Origin of the sequence: Psychrobacillus sp. MER TA 171, from assembly GCF_023713305.1 — a bacterium.
Classification (GTDB): Bacteria; Bacillota; Bacilli; order Bacillales_A; family Planococcaceae; genus Psychrobacillus.
The window spans coordinates 245,245-268,158 of record NZ_JAMAWN010000002.1; the positions used below are offsets into that span (position 1 = coordinate 245,245).

The 22,914-nt window shown below is 38.0% G+C and carries 22 protein-coding genes and 1 pseudogene; 3 read left to right on the plus strand and 20 right to left on the minus strand.

Annotated elements, in window-relative coordinates:
- From M3627_RS03310 to mraZ, 8 genes and pseudogenes are all read right to left on the minus strand, one after another.
- Positions 1-1,059: pseudogene (locus M3627_RS03310) on the minus strand (FtsW/RodA/SpoVE family cell cycle protein); the annotation flags it as partial.
- A gap of 49 nt (positions 1,060-1,108) precedes the next feature.
- A complete protein-coding gene (murD, locus tag M3627_RS03315) occupies positions 1,109-2,467 on the minus strand; it encodes a UDP-N-acetylmuramoyl-L-alanine--D-glutamate ligase (RefSeq protein WP_169358984.1) in 1,359 nt (452 codons plus the stop codon).
- Between the two features lies 1 nt (position 2,468).
- Complete coding sequence (gene mraY, locus M3627_RS03320; RefSeq protein ID WP_169358983.1) at positions 2,469-3,440, minus strand: phospho-N-acetylmuramoyl-pentapeptide-transferase; 972 nt, start codon at positions 3,438-3,440, stop codon at positions 2,469-2,471.
- 53 nt (positions 3,441-3,493) lie between these two features.
- The gene (locus M3627_RS03325) at positions 3,494-5,359 is read right to left on the minus strand and encodes a penicillin-binding transpeptidase domain-containing protein (RefSeq protein ID WP_169358982.1); all 1,866 of its coding nucleotides are present in this window, start codon (positions 5,357-5,359) and stop codon (positions 3,494-3,496) included.
- A 102-nt stretch (positions 5,360-5,461) separates the two neighbouring features.
- A complete protein-coding gene (locus M3627_RS03330) occupies positions 5,462-7,627 on the minus strand; it encodes a penicillin-binding transpeptidase domain-containing protein (RefSeq protein ID WP_251552941.1) in 2,166 nt (721 codons plus the stop codon).
- A gap of 35 nt (positions 7,628-7,662) precedes the next feature.
- Positions 7,663-8,034, minus strand: coding sequence for a cell division protein FtsL (ftsL, locus tag M3627_RS03335; RefSeq protein ID WP_251552942.1), 372 nt, complete (start codon positions 8,032-8,034; stop codon positions 7,663-7,665).
- On the minus strand, positions 8,035-8,985 hold the full coding sequence (gene rsmH / locus M3627_RS03340; RefSeq protein ID WP_251552943.1) for a 16S rRNA (cytosine(1402)-N(4))-methyltransferase RsmH: 951 nt from the start codon (positions 8,983-8,985) through the stop codon (positions 8,035-8,037). It lies immediately after the preceding gene.
- A 17-nt stretch (positions 8,986-9,002) separates the two neighbouring features.
- Positions 9,003-9,434 (minus strand): division/cell wall cluster transcriptional repressor MraZ, encoded by a 432-nt coding sequence (gene mraZ / locus M3627_RS03345; protein WP_169358978.1) that lies wholly within the window; start codon positions 9,432-9,434, stop codon positions 9,003-9,005.
- A 518-nt stretch (positions 9,435-9,952) separates the two neighbouring features.
- Between mraZ and M3627_RS03350 the strand changes: the two genes are divergently transcribed.
- A complete protein-coding gene (locus tag M3627_RS03350) occupies positions 9,953-10,186 on the plus strand; it encodes a hypothetical protein (RefSeq protein ID WP_251552945.1) in 234 nt (77 codons plus the stop codon).
- Between the two features lie 114 nt (positions 10,187-10,300).
- On the opposite strand, the gene bshC is transcribed toward M3627_RS03350, so the two are convergent.
- From bshC to M3627_RS03405, 11 genes are all read right to left on the minus strand, one after another.
- On the minus strand, positions 10,301-11,917 hold the full coding sequence (gene bshC, locus M3627_RS03355; RefSeq protein WP_251552946.1) for a bacillithiol biosynthesis cysteine-adding enzyme BshC: 1,617 nt from the start codon (positions 11,915-11,917) through the stop codon (positions 10,301-10,303).
- Positions 11,918-11,983: 66 nt separating this feature from the next.
- On the minus strand, positions 11,984-12,361 hold the full coding sequence (locus tag M3627_RS03360; protein ID WP_251552967.1) for a DUF3397 domain-containing protein: 378 nt from the start codon (positions 12,359-12,361) through the stop codon (positions 11,984-11,986).
- Position 12,362: 1 nt separating this feature from the next.
- The gene (locus tag M3627_RS03365) at positions 12,363-13,238 is read right to left on the minus strand and encodes a ketopantoate reductase family protein (protein ID WP_251552947.1); all 876 of its coding nucleotides are present in this window, start codon (positions 13,236-13,238) and stop codon (positions 12,363-12,365) included.
- A gap of 201 nt (positions 13,239-13,439) precedes the next feature.
- Positions 13,440-13,619 carry a hypothetical protein gene (locus M3627_RS03370; protein WP_251552948.1) on the minus strand — a complete coding sequence of 60 codons (180 nt, stop codon included), beginning with the start codon at positions 13,617-13,619 and terminating at the stop codon, positions 13,440-13,442.
- A 95-nt stretch (positions 13,620-13,714) separates the two neighbouring features.
- Positions 13,715-15,256, minus strand: a complete 1,542-nt coding sequence (locus tag M3627_RS03375) for an acyl-CoA carboxylase subunit beta (RefSeq protein WP_251552949.1) — start codon at positions 15,254-15,256, stop codon at positions 13,715-13,717.
- Positions 15,257-15,456: 200 nt separating this feature from the next.
- The gene (locus M3627_RS03380; RefSeq protein WP_169358972.1) at positions 15,457-15,669 is read right to left on the minus strand and encodes an acyl-CoA carboxylase biotin carboxyl carrier protein subunit; all 213 of its coding nucleotides are present in this window, start codon (positions 15,667-15,669) and stop codon (positions 15,457-15,459) included.
- Positions 15,666-17,027: an acetyl-CoA carboxylase biotin carboxylase subunit gene (locus tag M3627_RS03385; protein WP_251552950.1), complete on the minus strand. Its 1,362-nt coding sequence runs from the start codon at positions 17,025-17,027 to the stop codon at positions 15,666-15,668. The genes M3627_RS03380 and M3627_RS03385 overlap by 4 nt, the downstream gene beginning before the upstream one ends.
- Positions 17,028-17,252: 225 nt before the next feature.
- Complete coding sequence (locus M3627_RS03390) at positions 17,253-17,654, minus strand: hypothetical protein (RefSeq protein ID WP_169358970.1); 402 nt, start codon at positions 17,652-17,654, stop codon at positions 17,253-17,255.
- A 59-nt stretch (positions 17,655-17,713) separates the two neighbouring features.
- Entirely contained in the window at positions 17,714-18,475 is a 762-nt protein-coding gene (locus M3627_RS03395) for an enoyl-CoA hydratase/isomerase family protein (RefSeq protein ID WP_169358969.1), read from the minus strand.
- Positions 18,476-18,563: 88 nt separating this feature from the next.
- On the minus strand, positions 18,564-18,737 hold the full coding sequence (gene rpmF, locus M3627_RS03400; RefSeq protein WP_144537945.1) for a 50S ribosomal protein L32: 174 nt from the start codon (positions 18,735-18,737) through the stop codon (positions 18,564-18,566).
- Positions 18,738-18,761: 24 nt separating this feature from the next.
- Positions 18,762-19,301: a YceD family protein gene (locus M3627_RS03405; protein WP_169358968.1), complete on the minus strand. Its 540-nt coding sequence runs from the start codon at positions 19,299-19,301 to the stop codon at positions 18,762-18,764.
- Between the two features lie 201 nt (positions 19,302-19,502).
- Between M3627_RS03405 and M3627_RS03410 the strand changes: the two genes are divergently transcribed.
- Positions 19,503-20,717, plus strand: coding sequence for a nucleotidyltransferase (locus M3627_RS03410; protein WP_169358967.1), 1,215 nt, complete (start codon positions 19,503-19,505; stop codon positions 20,715-20,717).
- Here M3627_RS03410 and M3627_RS03415 read toward each other — a convergent pair whose 3' ends face one another.
- Complete coding sequence (locus M3627_RS03415) at positions 20,718-21,764, minus strand: SepM family pheromone-processing serine protease (RefSeq protein ID WP_169358966.1); 1,047 nt, start codon at positions 21,762-21,764, stop codon at positions 20,718-20,720.
- A gap of 202 nt (positions 21,765-21,966) precedes the next feature.
- Between M3627_RS03415 and M3627_RS03420 the strand changes: the two genes are divergently transcribed.
- Positions 21,967-22,845: a hypothetical protein gene (locus tag M3627_RS03420; protein WP_169358965.1), complete on the plus strand. Its 879-nt coding sequence runs from the start codon at positions 21,967-21,969 to the stop codon at positions 22,843-22,845.
- The last annotated feature ends 69 nt before the right edge of the window (positions 22,846-22,914 follow it).

A 22,914-nucleotide genomic window follows, 5' to 3' on the forward strand; every position in this document is an offset into this window, starting at 1 on the left:
CTACCGCCTCCCTTCTGTACTAGATGTATTAGCCAAGTTTAAAATGATTCCGATAATCCCCCAGGTCATTACTAAGGATGACCCGCCATAGCTAATAAATGGTAAGGTTACCCCTGTAACAGGTAACAAGCCAGTTACTACTCCCATATTTAAAAACGTTTGTACAACAAGTAAGGAGGTTAAGGCTACTATCATTAATTGGGCCTCTCTTGTCTTCGCACGGGAAGCCATCATATAGCTAGTAGTGAAAAAAACAACAAAGGCAGAGATTACAACTATCCCACCGATAAATCCCGTTTCCTCCAATAAAATGGAGAAGATAAAATCATTCTGTGGCTCTGGCAAATATAAAAACTTTTGGCGACTATTTCCGTAGCCGAAACCGAATAGACCAGCTGGACCAATGGCTAATAGTGATTGAATTGCTTGGAATCCAGAACCTAAAGGGTCTTTCCAAGGGTCCAAGAAAGCTTGGATCCTAACTAACCTATACGGTGCAGAAATGATTAGTGCTGCTAAACCTATTACCCCAGATAATCCAATGGCGAAAAAAAACTTTAAAGGAAGTCCTGCAACAAATAACAGCATAAATACTGCTACAACTAATACAAAAGCAGATCCAAAATCTGGTTGAACCATTATTAACCCTATTGGAAGCAAGAGTAGAAGTGCGCTACGCATATATAGTTTACCTTTGTTTTTTTGTTCCTTTGCTAAAGCTAAAGCCAACACGCCTAATACAGCAATTTTAGACAGCTCTGCAGGCTGAAAGTTGGTAAAACCAAGAGATATCCAACTCTGTGAACCATTCCGTACGACACCGATACCAGGAATCAATACCCCTATAAGCAATACCACCGATATGATATATAAAACGTGCCAAAATGTGGGAAGGCGGAGAAATGATTTATTTTGTATAAAAAATGCTCCTGCCACCCCAACTATTAAATACAAGCTCTGTTTCAAAGCGAAAGGTGTTTGCCCTTGATAATGAACCTCGCTCCAATACGATCCGGCTGAATGCACAAACAAAATTCCAATAATTGATAAAAATAATACAGACGATAAGAATAGTAACTTACGTTTATCTTTCGATTATTTCATCCTTTCAATTATTCGTTAAAGATTCAACAACCTTGATGAATTCATCCCCTCGAATTTCAAAGCTCTCATATTGATCCCAGCTTGCACAAGCGGGAGAAAGAAGAATAATGTCTCCTTTTTCTGATACCTCCACAGCTAAACGAGTGGCTTCCTCTAAATTAGAGACTCTTTTCACGAAGGGTATATGGTTCTCTTCTCCAAATTTCTGTAGTCTTTCCGCTGTTTCACCATAGTGTACAAGTGCTCTTACATTAGGTAAATAAGGAATAAGCTGATCAAACGAATGTCCTCGATCAACTCCACCCGCTATCCACACGACAGGCTCAGTAAACCCTTCTAACGCACTTTTGGTAGCCAGCGTATTAGTAGCTTTAGAATCATTGTAGAACTTACGTCCATCTGACTCTAACACAAACTGAGTGCGATGCCTTACACCTTGGAAGGTTTGTAATACAAATTTAATACTCTCTAACGAGCAGTCTGACAAAATAGCCACAGCAGTTGCAGCTAATACATTCTCCAAGTTATGCTTACCTCGTAGTGCAATAAGGGAGCGTTCAAAAAGTTGTTCACCATTCCAATATACAAATTGATCGTCGGCACTTATACCATTAGCTGTCTTTTTGCTAACATAAAAAGGAACCTTTTGTGCTTGGCTTTTATCAGCATAATCTTGAACTAACTGTTGCTCAGCATTATAGACAAACCAATCATTTTCATCCTGCATTTTGGTAATATTAAATTTTGCGTCTGTATATTCTTGATAATCCTTATGATAGTCCAAGTGAGCCTCATATAAATTCATTAAAACTGAAATTTTAGGCTTTAATTGTTCTGTTCCCATCAACTGGAAGGAGGATAACTCCATAACAATTGTATTGTCTGCAGTTGCCTTTTCTGCAACCCCAGAGGCAACAGTACCTATATTACCCGCAATTAACGGTTGCTTAGAAGCATGATTCAACATTTCGTATATAAGAGTCGTTGTAGTAGTTTTACCATTTGACCCAGTAATTCCGATCATGGGAGCATCACTAATACGATACGCAAGCTCTACTTCTGTCCATACAGGAATACCTCTTTTAATAGCTTCTGCAACTACACTATTCGTATAAGGAATTCCAGGATTTTTTACGATTAAATTAAACCCTTCATCCAGCAAGTCTTCTGGATGACTACCGCAAATGACTGTCAATCCTTTGGTCAAAAGATATTGAGCATTTTCATTTTGCTCAAATGGCTTGGAATCATTAACTGTGACAAATGCTCCTAAGTCATGCAAGAGCTCAGCAGCAACTGTACCGCTTTTGGCTAAGCCTAAAACAAGTATTTTTTTATGATATACAAAAGGTAGCTGTTTCAATTTACATAACCTCCATAATCACTACAAACATTGCTGCCGCAAAGTTAATAGCCCAAAATACGGTGACAACTTTACGTTCACTCCAGCCAGAAAGTTCAAAATGATGGTGAATCGGACTCATTTTAAATATTCTCTTACCAGTAGTTTTGAAGCTAATGACCTGTAATATAACCGATAATGTTTCTATTACAAAGATAATCCCAACGATCAATAGAAGCACTTCTTGTTGAACAAGAATTGAAACCATAGCTAGTGCTCCACCTAAAGCTAGTGATCCAGTGTCTCCCATAAAAACTTGAGCAGGATTTTTATTGAACAATAGAAAACCTAACAAGGCTCCAGCAACACTAAAGGCAAAAATTGCAATATCCGTTTGTTCGTATATTAAAGCAAGCACTCCAAAAGTAGCGAAGGATACTGATGCTGTACCAGATACAAGACCATCTAACCCATCTGATAGGTTTACTGCATTGGAGAAGCCAACTAGCCAAAACACTAAAAAGGCAACATAGAACTGACCTAAAGAAAGCGTAATATCAGTCCATGGAATGGAAATTGAAGTATCAAATGGACCTAGCTTTAACAAGAAAAAGGCAATAATCGCAATAATTATTTGTCCGATTAGTTTTTGTAGAGAAGTTAAACCTAAATTTCTCTTTAAAACTACTTTTATAAAATCATCCAAGAACCCAATTAACCCAAAGCCCACTAATACTAACAACAATACGATTGACTGTGTCGTAAGCTTGTCAAATATAAACGAAATAGCAAGTGTTGTCACAATGATTGAGGTTAAAAATATTAAACCACCCATGGTAGGTGTTCCAGCTTTTTTCTGATGGGATTCTGGCCCCTCTTCTCTTATACTTTGCCCAAATTTCATCCTTCTTAAATAGGGGATAATAATCGGGGCAAGTATAACAGATACTAAAAAACTAGCAATAAGTGTAATTAACGTTGTAGACAATGTCATAAAAAAATCTCCTTAAATACGCACAACTAATCATGAATGTACTATAGTTATTTTTATTTTGTGTAAACATGTATAGTCCCATCTAACGGAATAAGACTGTTTTCTTTCGGTAATTGAGTTAAGATTTCATCTCCATCGCCGTGCCAAACAATTTGAAACGGATACATGTACGATGTAATTTCTTTTCTTTTAGTTCCTACAAGATTTGGGACGCGGACGGTTTGAACGTCTCCCCATCTATAATCTTTCTCTAATTGTTTACCTCCACCGGTAACCTCAAGTGAATCTTCAATAATTTGACCTACTATTGGTGCGGCAATTACTCCACCAAACTGAGTACTATGCTTTGGATTATCAATTGCTACATATACTATAAGTTCTGGTTTATCCGCAGGAGCAAAGCCGATGAAAGAAACAATGTACTCTCCATCCATATATCGGCCGTTCTGAACCTTTTGTGCAGTCCCAGTTTTTCCACCTATCCGTAATTGGTCTCTATAGGCGTTTCTACCGGAACCATGAGCAACCACGTGTTCAAGTGCCTCACGTACTTTTTGAGAAGTTGCTTCTGATACTACTTGCGTTTTCATTTCTGGTTCTGCTGTAGATAGAATTTTATTTGTTTCTCCATCCACAATGTTCTTAACAATATAAGGCTTATACAAATAGCCGCCGTTAATAGCCGCTGCTACTGCTTGAACTTGTTGAATCGGTGTGACAGAAATACCTTGGCCAAATGAAGTGGTTGCATGTTCAACTGGCCCATAAGCATCTTTACTAAATAGAATGCCCGAAGATTCTCCAGCCATTCCAGAACCTGTGGATTGACCAAATCCAAACTTCTTTATGTACTCTGAAAGCTTGTCAGGTCCAACTCTCCTGCCTAATTCTATAAATCCCGGGTTACAGGAATTTTCTACAACTTCCAGAAACGTTTGGCTACCATGCCCTTGTCGTTTCCAGCATCGCAGTCTTGCTCCTTCTACAATTGTGTAACCAGCATCATGAAAATGGTCATTATCTAAGTTAACAACATTTTCTTCGAGTGCTGCGCTAAGCGTAATAATTTTAAACGTGGATCCAGGTTCGAATGTCATCCAAACTGGTAAGTTACGATTGTAAATAGTAGAATCAACTTCTTGATAAGAAGAAGGGTCAAAATTTGGAGCCGAAGCTAGTGCTAGTATCTCTCCATTATTAGGATTCATTACGATTGCAATGCCTTGCGTTGCCTCATATTTATCCATTGCTTGTGACAATTCTCTCTCTACTACGGTTTGAATTTTCATATCGATTGTTAATTGGACATGGTTACCATTTTGTCCATTTTTCCAACTGTCATCCACATGTGGAAGTGGAATGCCTTTAGCATCAGTAAACATTCGAATGGCTGATTCTTTGCCCTTCAAGACAGAATCGTATTGATATTCGATTCCAGCAAGCCCCTGGGCATCATATCCGGTAAAGCCTAACAATCTCGAAAGCATTTTACCATGCGGGTAATCTCTGACATAGTCAATACCAGCATACAGACCCTTTACATTTTTATCTTGAATCTGCATAGCTAAGTCAGACGTAATGTTCTTCCCTGCTGGAGCAATTTTAACAAGATAAGCTCTCTTGTTAATCTGTTCGTATAGCTTACTCTCTTCCACTTCTAACAATGGTGCAATTTCTTTTGCAACCTTCTCTGGTTCTTTATTTTGGGAAGGCATATAGAAAAGGGTAGGAGATAGTCTGTTACCAACTATTACCTCCCCATTTCGATCAAGAATATTGCCCCTTTCAGAAGCATAAGGCAGCTCTCGGTCCCAGCTTTCCTTAGCTTTAGTAGTCAATTCACTGAACTGAAAAAACTGAAGCTGAATAAGCTTTCCCGCTACCGCCAGAAACAACAGCAGCGTAATAACCCATATCATCCGTAGCCGAATAACTTGTTTAAGTTTAGATATTACGTTTTCTCCTTTATGTCCGTTTTAGATAGCTTATGAGAAAACGTCCTTAACTATTCTAGTACTCTTCTAGTCTTGCGGTAGTTCTTCCAATTCTTCTTCCACTACGCTGTTTTCAGCAATTTCCTTTGGACTCGACAATTGAACTACAATTGGTGAGTCACTAGTAACAACTGAGCCAGCTGTTAAACTTTGCTTCGACACAAAGCCATCTCCTATTATTTCAATAGGCAACCCAGAAAGTGACTTATAAATCATAAGATTTCTTTTTGACCACCCTGCAAAGTTCGGAAGTACTATTTCCCCACTCCCTTTTATAAACGCAGTTCCTTGAGAAATAACAGAGGTGCCAGCCTTAGGATATTGCTCTAACACCTGATCCAACTGTCCAATTATAACAGTTTTTAATCCTTGAGTTTCTAACGCCATTTGGCTGTCTAACACATTTTTACCAATTAAATCAGGCATTTTTATCGGTTTAGATAATTCAAGGTTTTCAGGTTCTATATTTAAATATTTCAAGCTATTTTCAGTAACAGAGTTAAATATTTCCGATACAGGCTGTGATCCTACCTCTGTCGCTTTAATTTTCGGTTTCTGTACGGCAACATACACGATGAGCTGTGGATCTTCTACAGGAGCCATCCCTAAAAAGGAATATAGGAATAGCTGTCTTCCCCAAAAGTAGCTTCCATCCCCTTTTGGAATTTGCGCTGTACCCGTCTTTCCAGCTGAAGTATACCCATTTAGCTTAAATCGTTGTGCTGTACCATGATCAGATGTAACAGTACTAGCAAGAACTTCCTTTACCTGATTTGCAGTACTTGCCGAAATAGGAGATTTCTTTTCCACTGGTTCGTTGTCATCTACAACTTCTCCAGTATTAGGATTAACGATTTTATCAATTACAAAAGGCTGTAACATGGTACCCTCGTTTGCAATAGCTGTCATTCCTTGTATTAATTGAATAGGAGTGACAGTAACACCTTGCCCATAAGTAGTTGTGTATATATTAATCGGATACCTATCATTTACAATACCACTTGCTTCATTCGGAAGGTCTATACCAGTGGGCTCCCCAAAACCAAATCGACGAATATATTCAATAAAGGTTTCGTCTCCAATTTTATTTAGTAAAAAAGCCATGGAAACGTTAGAAGATCTTTGGAAACCTTCTAGATAAGATATAGTGCCCCAACCTACCCCATCGTTATGGTCTCTAATCTTTCTATCATAGACTTTATAAGTACCCGATTTAAATTGATCATTTGGATTCCAAACACCCTCTTCAATAGCAGATGCTAAAGTAAAGATTTTCATCGTAGAACCCGGTTCTATCGTTTGCTCAATGGCTTCATTCAACCAATTGGTCGAAAGTCCTTCTCTCGTATTCGGTTCGAATGTCGGTCGTTGAGCCATTGCTAATATCTCACCTGTTTTAGCATTTGCAACAATGGCTGTCATTTTTTCAGGATTATACTTTTCTTCTGCTTTATTCATAGCATCTTCTAAAAAGTTTTCTATTGTTTTGTCGAGCGTCAAGTGAATGTCATAGCCATCTTGTGCTTCTGTGACCATCTTGCTTGCATTAGGAAGTAAGAAGCCTTTTGTATCGCTATGATATTCCACTTTACCTGGCACACCAGTAAGCTTTTTATCATAAATGTACTCCAGTCCCATTTTCCCCACTGCAATGGCTTCCCCATCCTTGTTCTCTTCCTTGAGAGCAAATCCTATTAAATGAGATGCAAATGTCCCATTAGGATATAACCTTTTTAAATCTTGGCTAAACTGAATTCCAGGAAGTTCTAAACTCTTAATCTCTAACATTTTCTTATGACTAATATCTCTTCCAGCTTTGCCAAACTCGACTTGATACTTGTCCTTTTCAATACCTTTATTTAATATCTCTAGAATCTCTTGCTCTGACATATCAATATATTCTGCAAGTATTCTAGCAGTATCCTCTGGATCCACAACATGTCGAGGGACTTTACTATTACCTGAAACCTCTGCTCTCGTAATTGCAATCATCTTATAGCTTAAGGTATCTTCTGCAATTACCTCGCCATTACGATCTACAATATTGCCTCGATTTGCTGGTATTTCTTGAACACGTCCATACTTATCGTCTGCTTTTGAAGCTAAAACTTCCCCTTCTGCTGTACCTGTAACCTGAATGAATACAAAGCGGCTTAGCAATACAAAAAAGAGCCCTCCATAAAGTAAAAACATTAGAAAGGCTCCCCATTGAAAACGAAATTTTTTATTCATTGTCCTGGTACTACCTTTACGTTTTGCTCATTTAGTTTCAAGCCGAGTTCCTCTGCCTTTTTCCAAATTCGATCATAGGTAGATAATTCACGTACTTGTATGGACAAGTCAGTATTTTCTTTTGAAGTAGTATCTATTTGTTGTTCAAGTAAAGAAATCTCTTTTGTAGTTGCTCTAACGTCTGTTTGAGTTTGAACAATCATTAACGAAAGCACAGTTACAACGATTAATAATCCTACAAATAAAACCTTTTCACCTTTAGATAGTATTTTACTCTTTATTTTTGCCGGCTTCTTTGGCTGTGGTGGTTGCTCTGGAAAAGAAGGCCTAGCTATGTATGTCTCTGACTGATAGTTACGTAAAGCCATTTAAACACTTCCCTTTTCGATTAGTTTTTCCACAATGCGCAGCTTGGCAGATCTTGAACGGTTATTTACTTCTAGCTCTTCTTTCGAAGGTAAAATTGGCTTCCTAGTTATTAACTTCAGCATAGGTTCCATTCCAGCCGGGATAACTGGTAAGTTTGGCGGTAACTCTGGTAATGAGGACGCCTCCTTAAAAATAGTCTTTGTCAGCCTATCTTCTAAAGAATGGAAAGTAATAACGCTAACTCGTCCCCCCACCTTTATAAGCTGTATTGCATCCTCGAGTGAATCCTCAGCTGCTCCCAGCTCATCGTTTACTGCTATTCGGACAGCTTGAAAAATACGCTTGGCTGGATGCCCGCCTGTCCTTCTTGCTGCAGCCGGAATTCCTGCTTTGATTAACTCAACTAACTGGAAGGTAGTTTCGATAGGTACAGTTTCCCTTGCCTGCTCTATTTTCCTTGCAATCTGCTTGGAAAATTTCTCTTCTCCATAACGGAAAAAGATTTTCACTAACTTTTCATAAGGCCATTCATTGATAACATGGAAAGCTGTTAATTCACTTGTTTGATCCATCCGCATATCAAGAGGAGCATCGTAGTTATAGCTAAAACCACGCTCAGGGGTATCTAGCTGAGGCGAGGAAACGCCTAAGTCATATAAAATCCCATCAACCTTTTCAATCCCTAAATCATTTAAGGATTTTTTTAAATATCGAAAATTGGAGTGAACAAAAGTGACTTGGTCCAAGTAAGGAGCTAACTTTACTTTTGCATTTTCGATAGCTGTTATATCCTGATCGAAGCAGATTAACCTACCATTTTCATTGAGCTGTTTGATTAAGTATTCGCTGTGACCGGCACCACCTAGTGTGCAGTCAACGTAAATTCCATCGGGACGAATAGCTAGCCCATCTACCGTCTCGTGGAGTAGTACTGTTGTATGATGAAACAAGCTCTTCCCTCCATTTCTTATATATCAAAGCCGATCATATTCTCCGCAATGTCGTTAAATGAATCCTCAGAGTCTTCAAAGTATGTTTCCCAAGCTTCCTTCGCCCATATTTCCAGACGGTTGGACACCCCAAGAACAATACACTCCTTGTCCATTTTTGCATATGCCCTCAGATTACTTGGTATATTGATTCGGCCTTGTTTATCGATTTCTACCTCTGTAGCACCAGAAAAGAAAAAACGAGTAAATGCTCGTGCATCTTTTTTAGTTACAGGTAGTTCTTTTAATTTTTCTTCGAGCTTTCGCCATTCATTCATAGGATAACCAAATAAGCAATTATCAAGACCACGAGTTAAAACAAAACAATCCTCCAAATGCTCTCTAAATTTAGAAGGTATGATTATTCTCCCTTTAGGATCTACGTTATGCTGGTATTCGCCCATGAACATGCTACTCACCCCACTTTATGTCAATAACATACCACATCCCCCCACTTTCCTCCACAATTTTTTCGTAAATTAGTGGAGAAAATTTGAAAATGCGTAATTAGTACTTGTTAAAACACATTTAGAGCAAATATGACAAGGGTTCGGAAGAAAAAAGAGCTACCCATTTTTCTGAAGCTTAAACCTATATTTCATTAAATTTGTATTAAATTTAACTAACAATCGATGTAATAGATAAACAACATTTAATATTTCTAAAGAAGAGAAAATTAACAAAAAAACAAATACATCTTAAAATCTCTTGTTTTTCGATTTTTAATATGATTTTACAAGTCATAATTTACATCCAATAGATTATAAAAAACGACTTAATTATTTCCCTTTCATCAAATTCAACTAATATAAATAAAACAAGAAAAGCACAACCGCCTATCCCTGCCCCGACAGGCATTGGAGAAAAGCGAGGAGGCAGTTCCTCAGCCACCGGAGCTTTTATCCATTTGACCCCGAGGGGCAAGGCGGTGGAGCTAAGACAACAAGAAAAGCGCAAGCGCCTATCCCTGCCCCGACAGGCAAATGGAGAAAAGCGAGGAGGCAGTTCTTCAGCCACCGGAGCTTTTATCCATTTGACCCCGAGGGGCAAGGCGGTGGAGCTAGACATCAAGAAAAGCGCAAGCGCCTATGTCTGCCCCGACAGGCAAATGGAGAAAAGCGAGGAGGCAGTTCCTCAGCCACCAGAGCTTTTCTCCATTTGACCCCGAGGGGCAAGGCGGTGGAGCTAGACATCAATTGATCCAAAGGTTCAAAACTTATAATTTCCTAAACAAACGAAAAACTCCTCTCCCATTAAGGGAGAGGAGCAAGATACATTATATAGACACTACATGATGCTTACCATTAAATTCATATGGAACCTGAAGTAATTCTACAAGGAGGTCCTGTCCTTTTTCATTTAGTAATTGAATAGGAGAGTAAGTTCTTTCCTGTAGACCACCATTAGGCATAAGCTGAATGATTAATTGGTCATAACGATAAATAGAAGAATCTAGCTTGGTTAAAATAGTATCCTCTACTGCATTCTCCATGAAGGTAAGCTGCTTCGTATGAAAATCCAAGTTTTTTTCTACTAAAGATGTAAGCTTAATATCATTTCGTTTTAGTAATTGATCAAGTTCTTCATACTTACTTGCTAAATCATCTTTAATTGACTGGATGAACAAGGAGACATCCTTATTTTGATTTTCCTCAATCATCCTAGCTTTTGAAAGCTCGACCTCTCCACTCCAAACATCAGGAATCGAGAATTCCAGCTTATCTAGTAGCGATTGCACCTTAGGAGTGACTAAAGATATGCTAAGTCGCGGCGTGATAACCGGCATTTTCATATTAAATAATTGGAAGGCATTTTTTAATGTAGCCCAATAAGCTATCTCGCCTGGGCCACCAATAAAACTTAATACCGGAAAAACCATTTCTTGCATTAATGGTCGTGTAACAACGTTATTACTAAGTTTCTCAGGTTGATCTTTAGCAATCGCAATAAGCTCTTCTTTGGTGAAAGATATTCCCTTAGCTTCATGCACAAAAGAATTGCTCTCTCTTTCTAGAAGAAAACGTTCGCCATCCTCTACATAAAACAAATTAGCAGCTGTTTCTTTCGCTTGAATTGGAGACCCATACCCTAGTTGGTCAAGCTGTTGTTCCTTTTGGAATACTAAACTTGCCAAATCCGAGGACTGTTCAATCATTTGAACAAAATAGTCAGATTCCAACTGGCGAAGAGGCTGATAGGCTGCATCAACCATAAGCAGTCCTTCTTCGTAAAATAATTCGTTCATAATTGCCGAAAAAAACGTAGTGAAGTTGGAATGTTCCCCTACAAAATGAGTGAACTTTGAGTATAGTTTTTTCGTATGGGATGTTTCAGGCAAGCTTTTGAAAATCTCTTCTAAATAGGCTAGCATCGTTTCTTTCGTAAATGTTGTCTCTGAAGCAATTTTCTTTAACCTCGATCTTTCGGGGAAAACGAGTTTTTGGAGCTTTCTGCTTTTCTCTATGTAAACATGGTTGATTTCATCGATATCATGATCTTCACCTGCTATCCAAAATACAGGAATTACCGGTATACCTTGTATTTCTCTTTGACGTTTCGCAAGAACGATCACTGAAATGGCTTTATGGATGGAATACATAGGACCGGTCAATATGCCTGCCTGCTGTCCACCAATTACAACCACGCCGTTATCTTTCAATTCCTCTATATGTTTTCTACTTTTCTCAGAAATACCAAACTGGTCCATATAGCTAGTAATAACGCCAGCCAGCTCAACTCTTTTATGTTTTGAGTAATCGGTCTCTTGAAGTCTTTTATTTAAATCCTCTTGGTTCCATTCATAATGAAAAAAAGAGGAAAGACTTGCAGAGTCCTCTAAATATGCTTTATAGAATGGGGAAACAAATGGTTGTGTGTATTGCTCTAATCGCACGATTTTCCACCTCTTTAATATAATCCTTTTAGAGTATATCATTTCATCAGAAAGAGATGAAAATTATTAGCTTATATACTTTAAAACATATCGGATTACTCCGATTATCCATAAAAGAGCGTACATGAAGCAGAGTAGGATGAAAAACAATCTCCACACTTTCCGAAGCAGAGGCTTTATTTCTATCTCTTTTTTCATTCTCCATTCTAGAATGGTCATAATAGTTGCAATAAAAATAGCAAAAATAATAATAATAAATCCTATTTCTTTTCCAAAAATAACATTAAACACATGAGAAACTGAAAAGAATAACAAAAACGTAGTAATATCTGCAGCTATACCAATAGATTTTTTTCTTTTGCGAAACGCATATTTGGCAATCACAAAAGAAATGATAAATAGAATTGCTGGAACTAATACAATGATAGAAACAAGGCTGATCATATCAATCACCTACTTTATTCATTTCTTTTAATAATAAATAAAAAGTATTTAGAATGGGCAATGACTTTTTACGACTCTCTGCTTCCGCTAGGATAGCCCCTACTATAGTATCGACTTCCATTACGCGATTGCTCTGAAAATCCTTAAGCATGGATGAGTAGTTATACTCTGTATTTTGGCAAAGCGACACAACTTCTTCCCATGCCAATAAGTCGTTCCAATCTTCAAAGGCTTCTATAATTTCCTCATACAGGCTTCGCAATATTTTTTTATATGATTCATTTTTAATTAGTTCACCATTCTGTACACTAGCAATGGTAGTTAAGGGATTTATCAAGCAATTAAGTAATGCTTTTTTAAACAAGATTTGTCTAATATTTTCAGTAAGTTGAAATGGGAATTGCTCTGACTTAGATCTCAGTAGCTGTTCAAGACGCTGCCACTTTCCTTTATAAAATCCAATTGAAGTCGTTCCAATTCCTAAGTGTTGTACCGTTTCCCGATTTATTTTGGTCGCTCCGTGCAAAACAGAACCTAATAATATATTCGATTGTTTTAAAGTATCGATAAACTGTAAATGTAGTAGACCATTTTGTATAAACAGTAGAGGAGTTTCTTTTGGTAAGGAATCTAAATTATTTTTTAATGAAGAGAGATCGTGATACTTAACTGCCACAATAATTATATCCATTGGATGTAGTGCTTCTATAGAATTGACTATCTGACATTCAATTCGATCCGTAATGTCATTTGTTTTTATGTATAGTTCTTTTAAGCTCTTATTCCTTACTAAAAAGGATATGTCATGAGCTGCTTTAGATAAATAGGCGCCAAATAGCATACCGACTGCTCCAGCTCCTATAATTCCTATTCGCATACTTCTTAACCTCCTACAAAATATTATATGGGGGAATAATCTACCATCCAGGGAGGTCGTCCACCAAACGTTATATTAGGTCGTATTTCCAGGCTATGTTAAAGGTTAGGGCTGATTTATGATGCAAAGAAATCTAGATCAGAGAGTAGAATTGATTTTTCGCACCAGCCGGACGCTTTCCTCGGGGTGAGCGATAAGCCATCACCCATCCCGTAGGAGTCGCCGTCTGGCACTCCAATCAATAAACGGGAACAGCTTATCGATTGCTAAAATATTTACTCGCATAAACAAAGCTGAAAAACTGACACCAACCCCAATTTCATCATCTATATTTGTTCTTAATAGCCATTTGAAAGTTCCTTTGTTTATGTTTACAGTCACTATAAAAAGAATTGTTAGTCTAAATCAACCAATAACTTTAACAAAGCTTATTTTTAAAAAGGCCTACCTTTAAGGTAGACCTAAGTTTAAAAATATTATACAGGAAGGACTGGGTGTTTTCGAGGTGCAATTGCAATTTCTTTATCTTCATAGTATCTCAAACGATTAGCAAGCTCGTTACGCAGATCGCTCGGCTTCACAATTTCATCGATAATCATTTCAGATGCCAGCTTATAAATATCTATTTCTTCCTTATATTCTGCATGCTTTTCTTGAACGAATTTCAATCGTTCTTTTGGATCCTCGATTGCTTCAATCTTATTGGAATATACAGCGTTTACCGCTGCCTCAGGTCCCATAACAGCAATTTGAGCGGTAGGAAGTGCGATACACACATCAGGTTCAAAAGCTGGTCCAGCCATAGCATAAAGACCTGCGCCATAAGCTTTTCGTACAATAACAGAAAGCTTTGGTACAGTTGCTGAGCTCATAGCAGCGATAAGCTTAGCTCCATGGCGGATAATTCCTGCCCTTTCCACTTTTGTCCCTATCATGAAGCCCGGAACATCTGCTAAGAATAATAATGGAATGGAGAAAGCATCACAAAGAGAAATGAACTTAGCAGCCTTGTCTGCAGAATCTACGAACAGGACTCCACCTTTTGCCTTCGGTTGGTTCGCTATGATTCCTACCGGCTTCCCTTCGATTCGAGCAAATCCTGTTATTAGCTCCGGAGCAAACAGTTTTTTTATATCAAAGAAAGTACCTTCATCGATTAATGCATCAATTGCTTCATACATATCGAAAGGTGCGTTTTGGTTTTCAGGAATAATTTCCTCTAACGTTCTACCTTCTTTGGTTTGCTTCGGTTCAACCGTTTTTGGCTTTTCAGTGTAATTGGCAGGGAAGTAGCTTAAATACTTCTTCGCTTCTTCTATAGCTTCTTCTTCCGAGGAAACAAGCACGTCGCCGACTCCACTAACTGTACAGTGCATGCGCGCCCCCCCCATTTCCTCTAAGCTCACCTTTTCTCCAATTACTTTTTCAGCCATACGTGGAGATCCAAGGTACATCGAGGCATTTCCTTCCACCATAAATACAACATCACAAAAAGCCGGTATGTACGCCCCTCCTGCAGCTGATGGTCCAAATAACAAACATATTTGAGGAATAAAACCGGATAATCTCACTTGATTGTGAAAAATTCTACCAGCTCCTCGACGATTAGGGAACATTGCTAATTGGTCTGTAATACGTGCCCCAGCAGAGTCTACTAAATACAATAGTGGCACACGATTTTTTTCAGCAATTTCTTGGATTCGAATTATTTTTTCAACTGTTCTAAATCCCCATGATCCAGCTTTTACTGTAGAGTCATTTGCCATTACGCAAACTGTTTGTCCATTTACTTTTCCAGTTGCAGTAACAACACCATCAGCAGGTAAGTCACCTGCTTCTACATTTGCAAATCGACCGTCTTCTACGTATTCCCCATTATCAAATAACAGGTTTAAACGATCACGAACAAACAGCTTCCCCTGCTCCTTCATTTTCTCATGATACTTTGAATGTCCACCTGCATAAATAGATGATAATTTTTCTTCTAACTTATCGTTATACCCCTTTGTTTCTCCCACTTTGTAAAACCCCCGTTTCAAGTAGCAGCAGCCGAGCCCTGTATGTAGGGCACACTCCGACTGATACAAATGCTTGATAGAATAAAATAAACAATTATTTTAATTGATAAATACATTTATTGAACGATTCGTAAAACCTACTTAAATTTTCTAATAGAATTTTAAATACGCGACTTACATTTTTTGTGTTGGAGGTGTTTTTATTCGAACGTTACTAATACGTCTCCCTCATTTACGAAGTCTCCAACTTGCGCCTTTATTTCAAGAACTTTACCTGCGACATTAGATTCTACAGGAATTTCCATTTTCATCGATTCAAGTACCATAACCACTTGGCCTTCTTGCACTTCGTCCCCCACTGCAACGTTAACCGTAAATACTGTACCTGCCATAGTTGATTCTAAATTTTTCATTTTGAAATTTCCTCCCTTTGTTTGTCCATCCATTCCCCTAAAACGGATGTTGAATATACTCCACTTTCAAAAGTACTGTCATGTAAAAACTGGTCAAATAGTGAAATATTAGTTCTTACACCTTCTATTTTAGCAGAAGAAAATAATTTTTGTGCTTTCTCAATTGCTAATCTTCTGTTTTCTGCATGTATAATTACTTTGGAAATCATTGGATCATAAAAAGGAGTCACCTTATTTCCTTCCTCATACCCTGCATCTATTCTTACATCCGAATCATTTCCCCATGTAAGAGTAGATATTGTTCCTGGAGAAGGGAAAAACGTTTTTGGATCCTCTGCGTAAATTCTAAATTCAAACGCGTGCCCATTAGTTGTAATTTTGTCTTGCTCCTTAACTGGCAACTCCTCACCTTGCGCAACCTTTAGCTGCCATTCTACTAAATCAAAGCCTGTTACCGCTTCTGTTACTGGATGCTCTACCTGTAAACGAGTATTCATCTCTAAAAAGTAAAATTGGTGATTTTGGTCTACGATAAATTCCACCGTGCCAGCATTTACATAATCGACCGCCTTTGCCGCGTTAACTGCCGCCTCAAACAGCTTCTTCTTGGCTTCTTCTGGGAAGTTAGGAGATGGAGATTCTTCAAGAACCTTTTGATTTCTTCTTTGTACGGAACAATTACGTTCGAACAAATGCACGATGTTTCCTTTTGTATCCCCAAAGATTTGTACTTCAATGTGGCGAGAGTCTTCAATAAATTTTTCTAAAAATACTATATCACTACCAAAATAAGATTTGGCTCTAGTTTTAATCGATTCAAAGTGCTTGGTAAGGGTTGCTTCATCGTCACATTTAATCATGCCGATGCCGCCTCCACCCGCGCTTGCCTTAAGCATAATTGGGTAGCCAATCTGTTTGGCTGCTTGAAGTGCCTCGTCCAAAGAATTAAGCCCATCCTCAGTTCCCGGTACCACAGGCACGTTTGCATAAATCATTGTTATACGGGATTCAATTTTATCTCCCATCTTTTCAATCGTTTCTGCTTTAGGGCCAATAAACGTAATTCCAGCTGCCTCTGCTTTTCTAGCAAACTCTGCATTTTCTGACAAAAAACCATAGCCTGGATGAATTGCATCTACACCTTCTCGTATAGCAAGCTCAATTATGTCATCAGCCTTTAAATAAGACTGTTGGACCTGACTCGGCCCAATAAGAAAAGCATAATCCGCTTCTTTTACATAAGGAAGCTGTTCGTCCGCTTCACTATAAATTGCTACCGTCTCAATATTTAAGCGTTTACATGTCTTGATAATCCGTCGTGCTATTTCTCCCCGATTTGCTATTAACAGCTTTTTCATATGTATCTCCCCTTTGTCAAAATATTCTCCCCTCTATTAGTCTATACGAAAGTTGAAAGTGAATTCAACTTTCACATAATAATTGATTAAATTCATCTACATAACCTAGGGCCAAATAACCAACAAAAAATTACAAAATCGTTACAGGTGCCAGGCACCTGTAACGATTCTGATATAAAATTATTTCCCATTAAAAAAAGTCTCTATTTTTTAGAGACTTCCTTGCTAATTTCTTTCTATGTGTTGAACACCTTGTTTGGCCCAGTTCACTAGTACCTCGTAATCTCTTTTTAGTAAATTATATGCATTTGCTATTTCATCATAGGAATTTTTCATTTCATCATAACTTTGCATGGCAAGTTGCAAATGGTTTTGAAGGGAAGTGGAATCGTTTACAGTCTCCTTGAAACTTTCTACCTTCGGGGAATCCTCTTTTGGGAAAAGTTGTGGGCGAAGATTTTTATTCCATCTAAATGCACAAGCTTGTTTGGACCGCCCTAACAACACGCTGGCTTCCTGAAACCCTGAGATTTGGGTGTGGCCTTGTTCGATTTTCTTTAGTACTATCTCTTTTAGTAGATTGTCTTCGTCGAGGGTCCAGCTATCTTTTCTCAATTTAACATTCACATTTATCACCCTTTGCTTTTTTATTAATATATGCAAAGTGGGTATAAATAGACTCTATTTTATTTCTTTTTTGATAAAAAAGAATTCACTGCCTCATGGTGTACATCAGCTTCCCAAAGTATAGAGCATTCTTTCACTTCTTCCATTATTCTCTCAAATAATTTAGATTGCTCCCATTTTCGTATGATCTGTTTTTTGTAGGCCTTCAAAACTGTCGAATGGGGAAGAATCATTTTGGAGATGAAGTCTTGTAGAGCAATCACTTTATCACCCTCAAACACTTCGGTAGCCCAACCCATCTCTAATAGCTCCGATGAATGATAAGGTGTGGCTTCTGTTAACATCTTTAGCGCTTTATCATACCTCATACCCTTTTCAAAAAGGTATGTTCCCCCACCCCAACCACTGGTAATAGCAAGTTTACCTTGGATAAAACCACATTTCGCTTCCTTTTTGACAAGTCGGAAATCGCATAATGTGGCTATTTCACATCCCCCACCAACTGCGGTCCCATTAATTAAAGCGATTGTTGGTACCTCTAGAGTAGCTACCTTGTAAAGTTCTTTAGCTACTTCGCTTAGCATTGCGTAAGATTCCTCCGCCGTTTTTAGCTCATGAAAAACTGATAAATCTCCTCCTGAACAGAAAGACTTATCTCCTGCTCCTGTGATTACTACAAGCTTAATTTCTTTATTTGAATTAACCTCAGTCACAAGCTGCCTAAATCCAGCCAAAACATCAAAGTTAATAGCATTATGTATGTCAGGTCGATCAATCTCAAATATTAGGATGTTATCCTGTTCTTTTATTGTGTAAGCCAAAGTATGTACCTCCTAAAATGAATATAGAGAAAAAGGCTACCGAAGAGCCATGGTCTCTTTGGTAGCCTTTTAAGGAACAAATACTGTATTATTTGCTCACTACTTCTTTCCCTTTGTATTGACCGCATGATTTACAAACTCGGTGAGCCAATTTCATTTCACCACAATTTGAACAAGCAACCATACCAGGTACGGATAATTTAAAATGTGTACGACGTTTTCTTTTTACAGTTTTAGAAGTTCTTCTAGCTGGTACTGCCATTGGTGGCACCTCCTTACAGATCTATTATTCGTCTGTTTGATCAAAATACTTAGCTAAATCAGCAAGTCTTGGATCCAATTTTGGTTGGTCATCTTCTTGCAATTCTTTAAGATCTTCATCAGTAGTAAAGCTCCAACCTGTCCCACCCTCGTGTTTAAATTGGTCTGCACCTTCTTTATACACTTGCAATGGTATTTCTAAAAGAATTAATTCTTCCAGAACAGGATCGACATCAATGACATCCCCTTCTACGATATGATAATTATCATACGCTTTAGCAGAAGCGAGTGCAGTGTCGGACCAGGTGAATACTTCATCCGAATCAATCTCAAATGGAAATTCTACATCTTCCCAAGTGCGTGCACATGGTAAGGTTAAAACTCCAGAAAGCTGAAAATGACAAGTCATTTGCGCTGCACCAAATGTGCAGTGCCCTTTTACATGAACGGGTGAAATCTTTCGAACGTCTTGATTTCGCTTCTTCACATTTTCGAGTTCCACGAATTCATCTATATCTAGACCATTCTCACGATATTTAGAAAGCTGACTAATTGCCCATTTCATACGATTATCACCTCAAGACAACAAAGTTGATTATATAATGCTTAGTTTTAGATGTCAAGATAATTTCTTGTCACTACTTTATTTTAACATTATACTTTCAGTAAGGAAAGTATTTAAGATTGGTCCAGATTTAACAGACAAAACAACGATAGCAAAGACTACCAGCTAGAAGATCAGAAAATTTAAGGGGGATTAATTATAATGAAAGCCACAGGAATTGTTGTAGAATACAATCCATTTCATAATGGTCATCTACACCATTTACAACAGTCCATTAAACAGACGAATAGCGAACTTTCAATCGCTGTCATGTCCGGCAACTTCTTGCAGCGTGGAGAGCCAGCGCTTGTAGATAAATGGACTAGAGCTAAAATGGCAGTAGATGCTGGTGTCGATTTAGTTATAGAGTTACCATATGCATTTGCAACTGCACAGGCAAGTGATTTTGCTAAGGGAGCTATTTTTTTATTGGATGCATTAAAATGCGACAGCTTTTGTTTTGGAAGTGAGGAAGGGTCAATAGAGTCTTTTAATCATACAGTTAAGTTGTTAACCTTCAAAAAGAACGAATACAACGAGGCTATCTCTCAGTTTATAAAAAGAGGGATTAGTTATCCAAAAGCACTGAACGAGGCATATCTTTTATTGGCAAAAGAAGCAACTGAACCTCTAGTGGATTTGTCTAAACCAAATAACATCTTAGGCTACCACTACATGGAGGCTGCACGTCAAATAAATTCATCCATCAAGCCAACTACAATTCAACGCATTGTGGCTAACTACCACGATGATGCTAAAAAAACAGAATCGATAGCGAGTGCCACTGGAATTAGAAAGGTGCTCTTCGAAGAAAAAGAGCTTTCTAAAATTCATCCATATTTACCCGACACAAGTCTTCTGGGTCTAACCAAATGGATTGACCAGGCAGAAAGTTTCGGTAGCTGGGAGCGTTTTTATCCTATTTTGCGCCTAATTATTTTGCGCCAGGATAAACATAGCATTGCAAAGTATGCAGAGGTGACGGAAGGCATTGAAAATGCTATTTGGAACGCTGCTGCAAAGCATGACAGTTTCTTCCCATTTATGGAGCAAATAAAATCCAAACGATTTACCTGGACAAGAATACAAAGAATGTTGACCCATATTTATAATGCATTTACATGGGAAGATTTAAGAGCTATTGAGTACCCTACCTATATCCGACCACTTGCAATGAGTCAAAAAGGACAGACCTACCTCCAATCCATAAAAAAAGACTTGCAGCTCCCTCTAGTTAGTAGGGTGGCTGCAAGCAAGGATAATATACTACTGCAGCTTGATATTAAAGCCGCAAATCTATATTATTTAGGACTTCAAACTAAATTTGGTTCATCCATGGTTGGGAGCGAATATAGAAAGATACCAATTAGAATTTAATCATTTAGGTTCTAGGTTATCTAAATATTCCATTGCATCGTCAATGGTTTTCACTGGCACAATTTTCATCTTTGTGCCAATTTTTTTTGCCGTTTTTAAAGCTTCTTCATAGTTAGAGGTAAGATCTGGGTTTTTAGCAACAATTTCTTCAGGTATATCATCGTCGGGTGCAAACATGAAATCTACCCCTTTTTTATCTGCAGCAATTACTTTTAAGTCGATTCCGCCTATCCTTCCAACAGTACCATCTTGTAGCATTTCACCAGTCCCTGCAATATCGTAGCCCTTTGTTATGTCCTCTGGAAGCAGTTGGTTTAATAACTCAAGGGTAAACATTAGACCTGCCGATGGACCTCCAATATCGTCGGATTTAATCTCTACAGACGGGGTGGTTTCTACTACCTTGTTTTCAGTATAGGAAATACCAATACCAGCCTTTTCAAGGACCCCTGGGACCGATTTAAGGGTTACCTCTTTAGTAAGCACCTTTTCTTCCCGCTCGACCTTTAAACGAACGGTATCTCCCTCTTTTTTATCTGCTAAGTACTTAGCAATCACGTCTCCAGTCAGATCAGACAAATCATCCATTTCTAAAATTTTGTCTCCTGGTTTTAGAATATTGTGAGCGCCCCCTCCATCCACTACATTAAAAATAAATATTCCGTGATTAATAACGGTGTATGGTTTTTTCGCTCGATCGAAAGCCACCGTAATAGCATTAAACTGAGAATCAGACATAAGCTTTAATTGACGTACATTATATTCCTCTTCATCTTCGTCCTCTTGGCGAATTTGATCGGCAGGATAAATCTTTTGACTATCTGTTACTTTCGCGTACGCATACGTGAGAGGAGTCGCCTTTGATAGAGCAATAGTTAGAAGACTTAATGTACCCTCGTCATCCTCATCTCCATTTTCAACATGTACCAATGGTGAAAGCTCATAAGCTCCGCCTGGTCTTGAAATGTAGGATTCCATTGGATAGAAGCCTAATGCCAAAATAATTACAACAATAAAAAGAAGGACGATTGGTTTTATCTTCTTCATAAGTTATCCCTCTCTTTCATAAATAATTAAATATAAATATAAGTTTATCACTTCCAATTTTGACTGACAAAACATATTAAGAAAATATTGCTAACTCTGGAAGATTTAAAAGAATGAGTAACTCTGTTCAAGAAAGAAATCTTACAAAAACTACGCTTTGAGGAAAAAATGTTTTCCTTTAAGAGATAAGGAATGACGCAAAATGCATATTATTGTTACAGTTGGCAGTTGGGCACTTATTATTCTCTTATTTTTACAGCCTGGAGTTTCACATAAAGGTGCATTAGAAGGGATGCGCATCTTCACTACCTCTCTCATGCCTTACCTATTACCTTATTTGGTGATCACTCAAATGTTTATTCGCACTCAGAAAAAATTTTTATCTACCAGTAACAAATTTAAACTTTATTTTAATATTTACCTCCTGACAGCTCTTGGGGGCTTCCCTAGTGGAGCAGCCATTATATCCTCCTTAAAGGAAATAGGCACCTTAAACGCCCGGAATGCAAGCTGGCTATTAGCTATTTGCCACGCACCTAGCCCAATGTTTGTGATCGGATTTGTGGGAATTGAAATATTTAACGCAGAAATAGCGGGGCTTAAATTATTAATCATCATTCATGTAGTCAACCTTATTTTCCTACTAGTATTCATTATTTTCTCCAAGCCTATTCAAATGAATACATACAAAAAAGAAGCTAACACCTCTCCCTTCCAAGAGAGCATAAAAGAAACCTATCAAATCCTTTTACTTATTGGGACGACCGTTATCTTCTTTACTACAATTAGCTATATCGTATTTGAATCTTTAAAAGAAATCATCCCAACTATTTCACCAACTGTCCTAGTTTTTGTATCCTCACTTTTTGAAATGACGGGTGGGATTAGCCTTGCCGGACAAATACTATCAGGATCCTACTACCTTCCTTTTATCATTGCTCTTATTATTGCTTTTAGCGGTTTAAGTATTCATATGCAAATAATTGTTCTTGCTCAAAAAGCAGGCATACCCATTCGGAAATACCTCATGTTCCGTTTGCTCAACATGCTCATCATTCCACTATTTTTCATACTTGGCTAAATGACAGAAGTGTTACTGGTGCCAGGCACCAGTAACACTTCTGTCATATATTGATCGGAGGCAAAAAAA

What these genes read in the sequence shown, in the direction of transcription:
- mraZ (WP_169358978.1), bottom strand. Translation starts at nt 9,434, where the DNA reads ATGTTCATGGGCGAATACCAGCATAACGTAGATCCTAAAGGGAGAATA.
- M3627_RS03325 (WP_169358982.1), bottom strand. Translation starts at nt 5,359, where the DNA reads ATGATATGGGTTATTACGCTGCTGTTGTTTCTGGCGGTAGCGGGAAAG.
- M3627_RS03385 (WP_251552950.1), bottom strand. Translation starts at nt 17,027, where the DNA reads ATGAAAAAGCTGTTAATAGCAAATCGGGGAGAAATAGCACGACGGATT.
- M3627_RS03360 (WP_251552967.1), bottom strand. Translation starts at nt 12,361, where the DNA reads ATGATCAGCCTTGTTTCTATCATTGTATTAGTTCCAGCAATTCTATTT.
- M3627_RS03380 (WP_169358972.1), bottom strand. Translation starts at nt 15,669, where the DNA reads ATGAAAAATTTAGAATCAACTATGGCAGGTACAGTATTTACGGTTAAC.
- M3627_RS03405 (WP_169358968.1), bottom strand. Translation starts at nt 19,301, where the DNA reads ATGAAATGGGCAATTAGTCAGCTTTCTAAATATCGTGAGAATGGTCTA.
- rpmF (WP_144537945.1), bottom strand. Translation starts at nt 18,737, where the DNA reads ATGGCAGTACCAGCTAGAAGAACTTCTAAAACTGTAAAAAGAAAACGT.
- ftsL (WP_251552942.1), bottom strand. Translation starts at nt 8,034, where the DNA reads ATGGCTTTACGTAACTATCAGTCAGAGACATACATAGCTAGGCCTTCT.
- M3627_RS03415 (WP_169358966.1), bottom strand. Translation starts at nt 21,764, where the DNA reads ATGAAGAAGATAAAACCAATCGTCCTTCTTTTTATTGTTGTAATTATT.
- M3627_RS03420 (WP_169358965.1), top strand. Translation starts at nt 21,967, where the DNA reads ATGCATATTATTGTTACAGTTGGCAGTTGGGCACTTATTATTCTCTTA.
- M3627_RS03330 (WP_251552941.1), bottom strand. Translation starts at nt 7,627, where the DNA reads ATGTTTTTACTTTATGGAGGGCTCTTTTTTGTATTGCTAAGCCGCTTT.
- M3627_RS03410 (WP_169358967.1), top strand. Translation starts at nt 19,503, where the DNA reads ATGAAAGCCACAGGAATTGTTGTAGAATACAATCCATTTCATAATGGT.
- mraY (WP_169358983.1), bottom strand. Translation starts at nt 3,440, where the DNA reads ATGACATTGTCTACAACGTTAATTACACTTATTGCTAGTTTTTTAGTA.
- M3627_RS03365 (WP_251552947.1), bottom strand. Translation starts at nt 13,238, where the DNA reads ATGCGAATAGGAATTATAGGAGCTGGAGCAGTCGGTATGCTATTTGGC.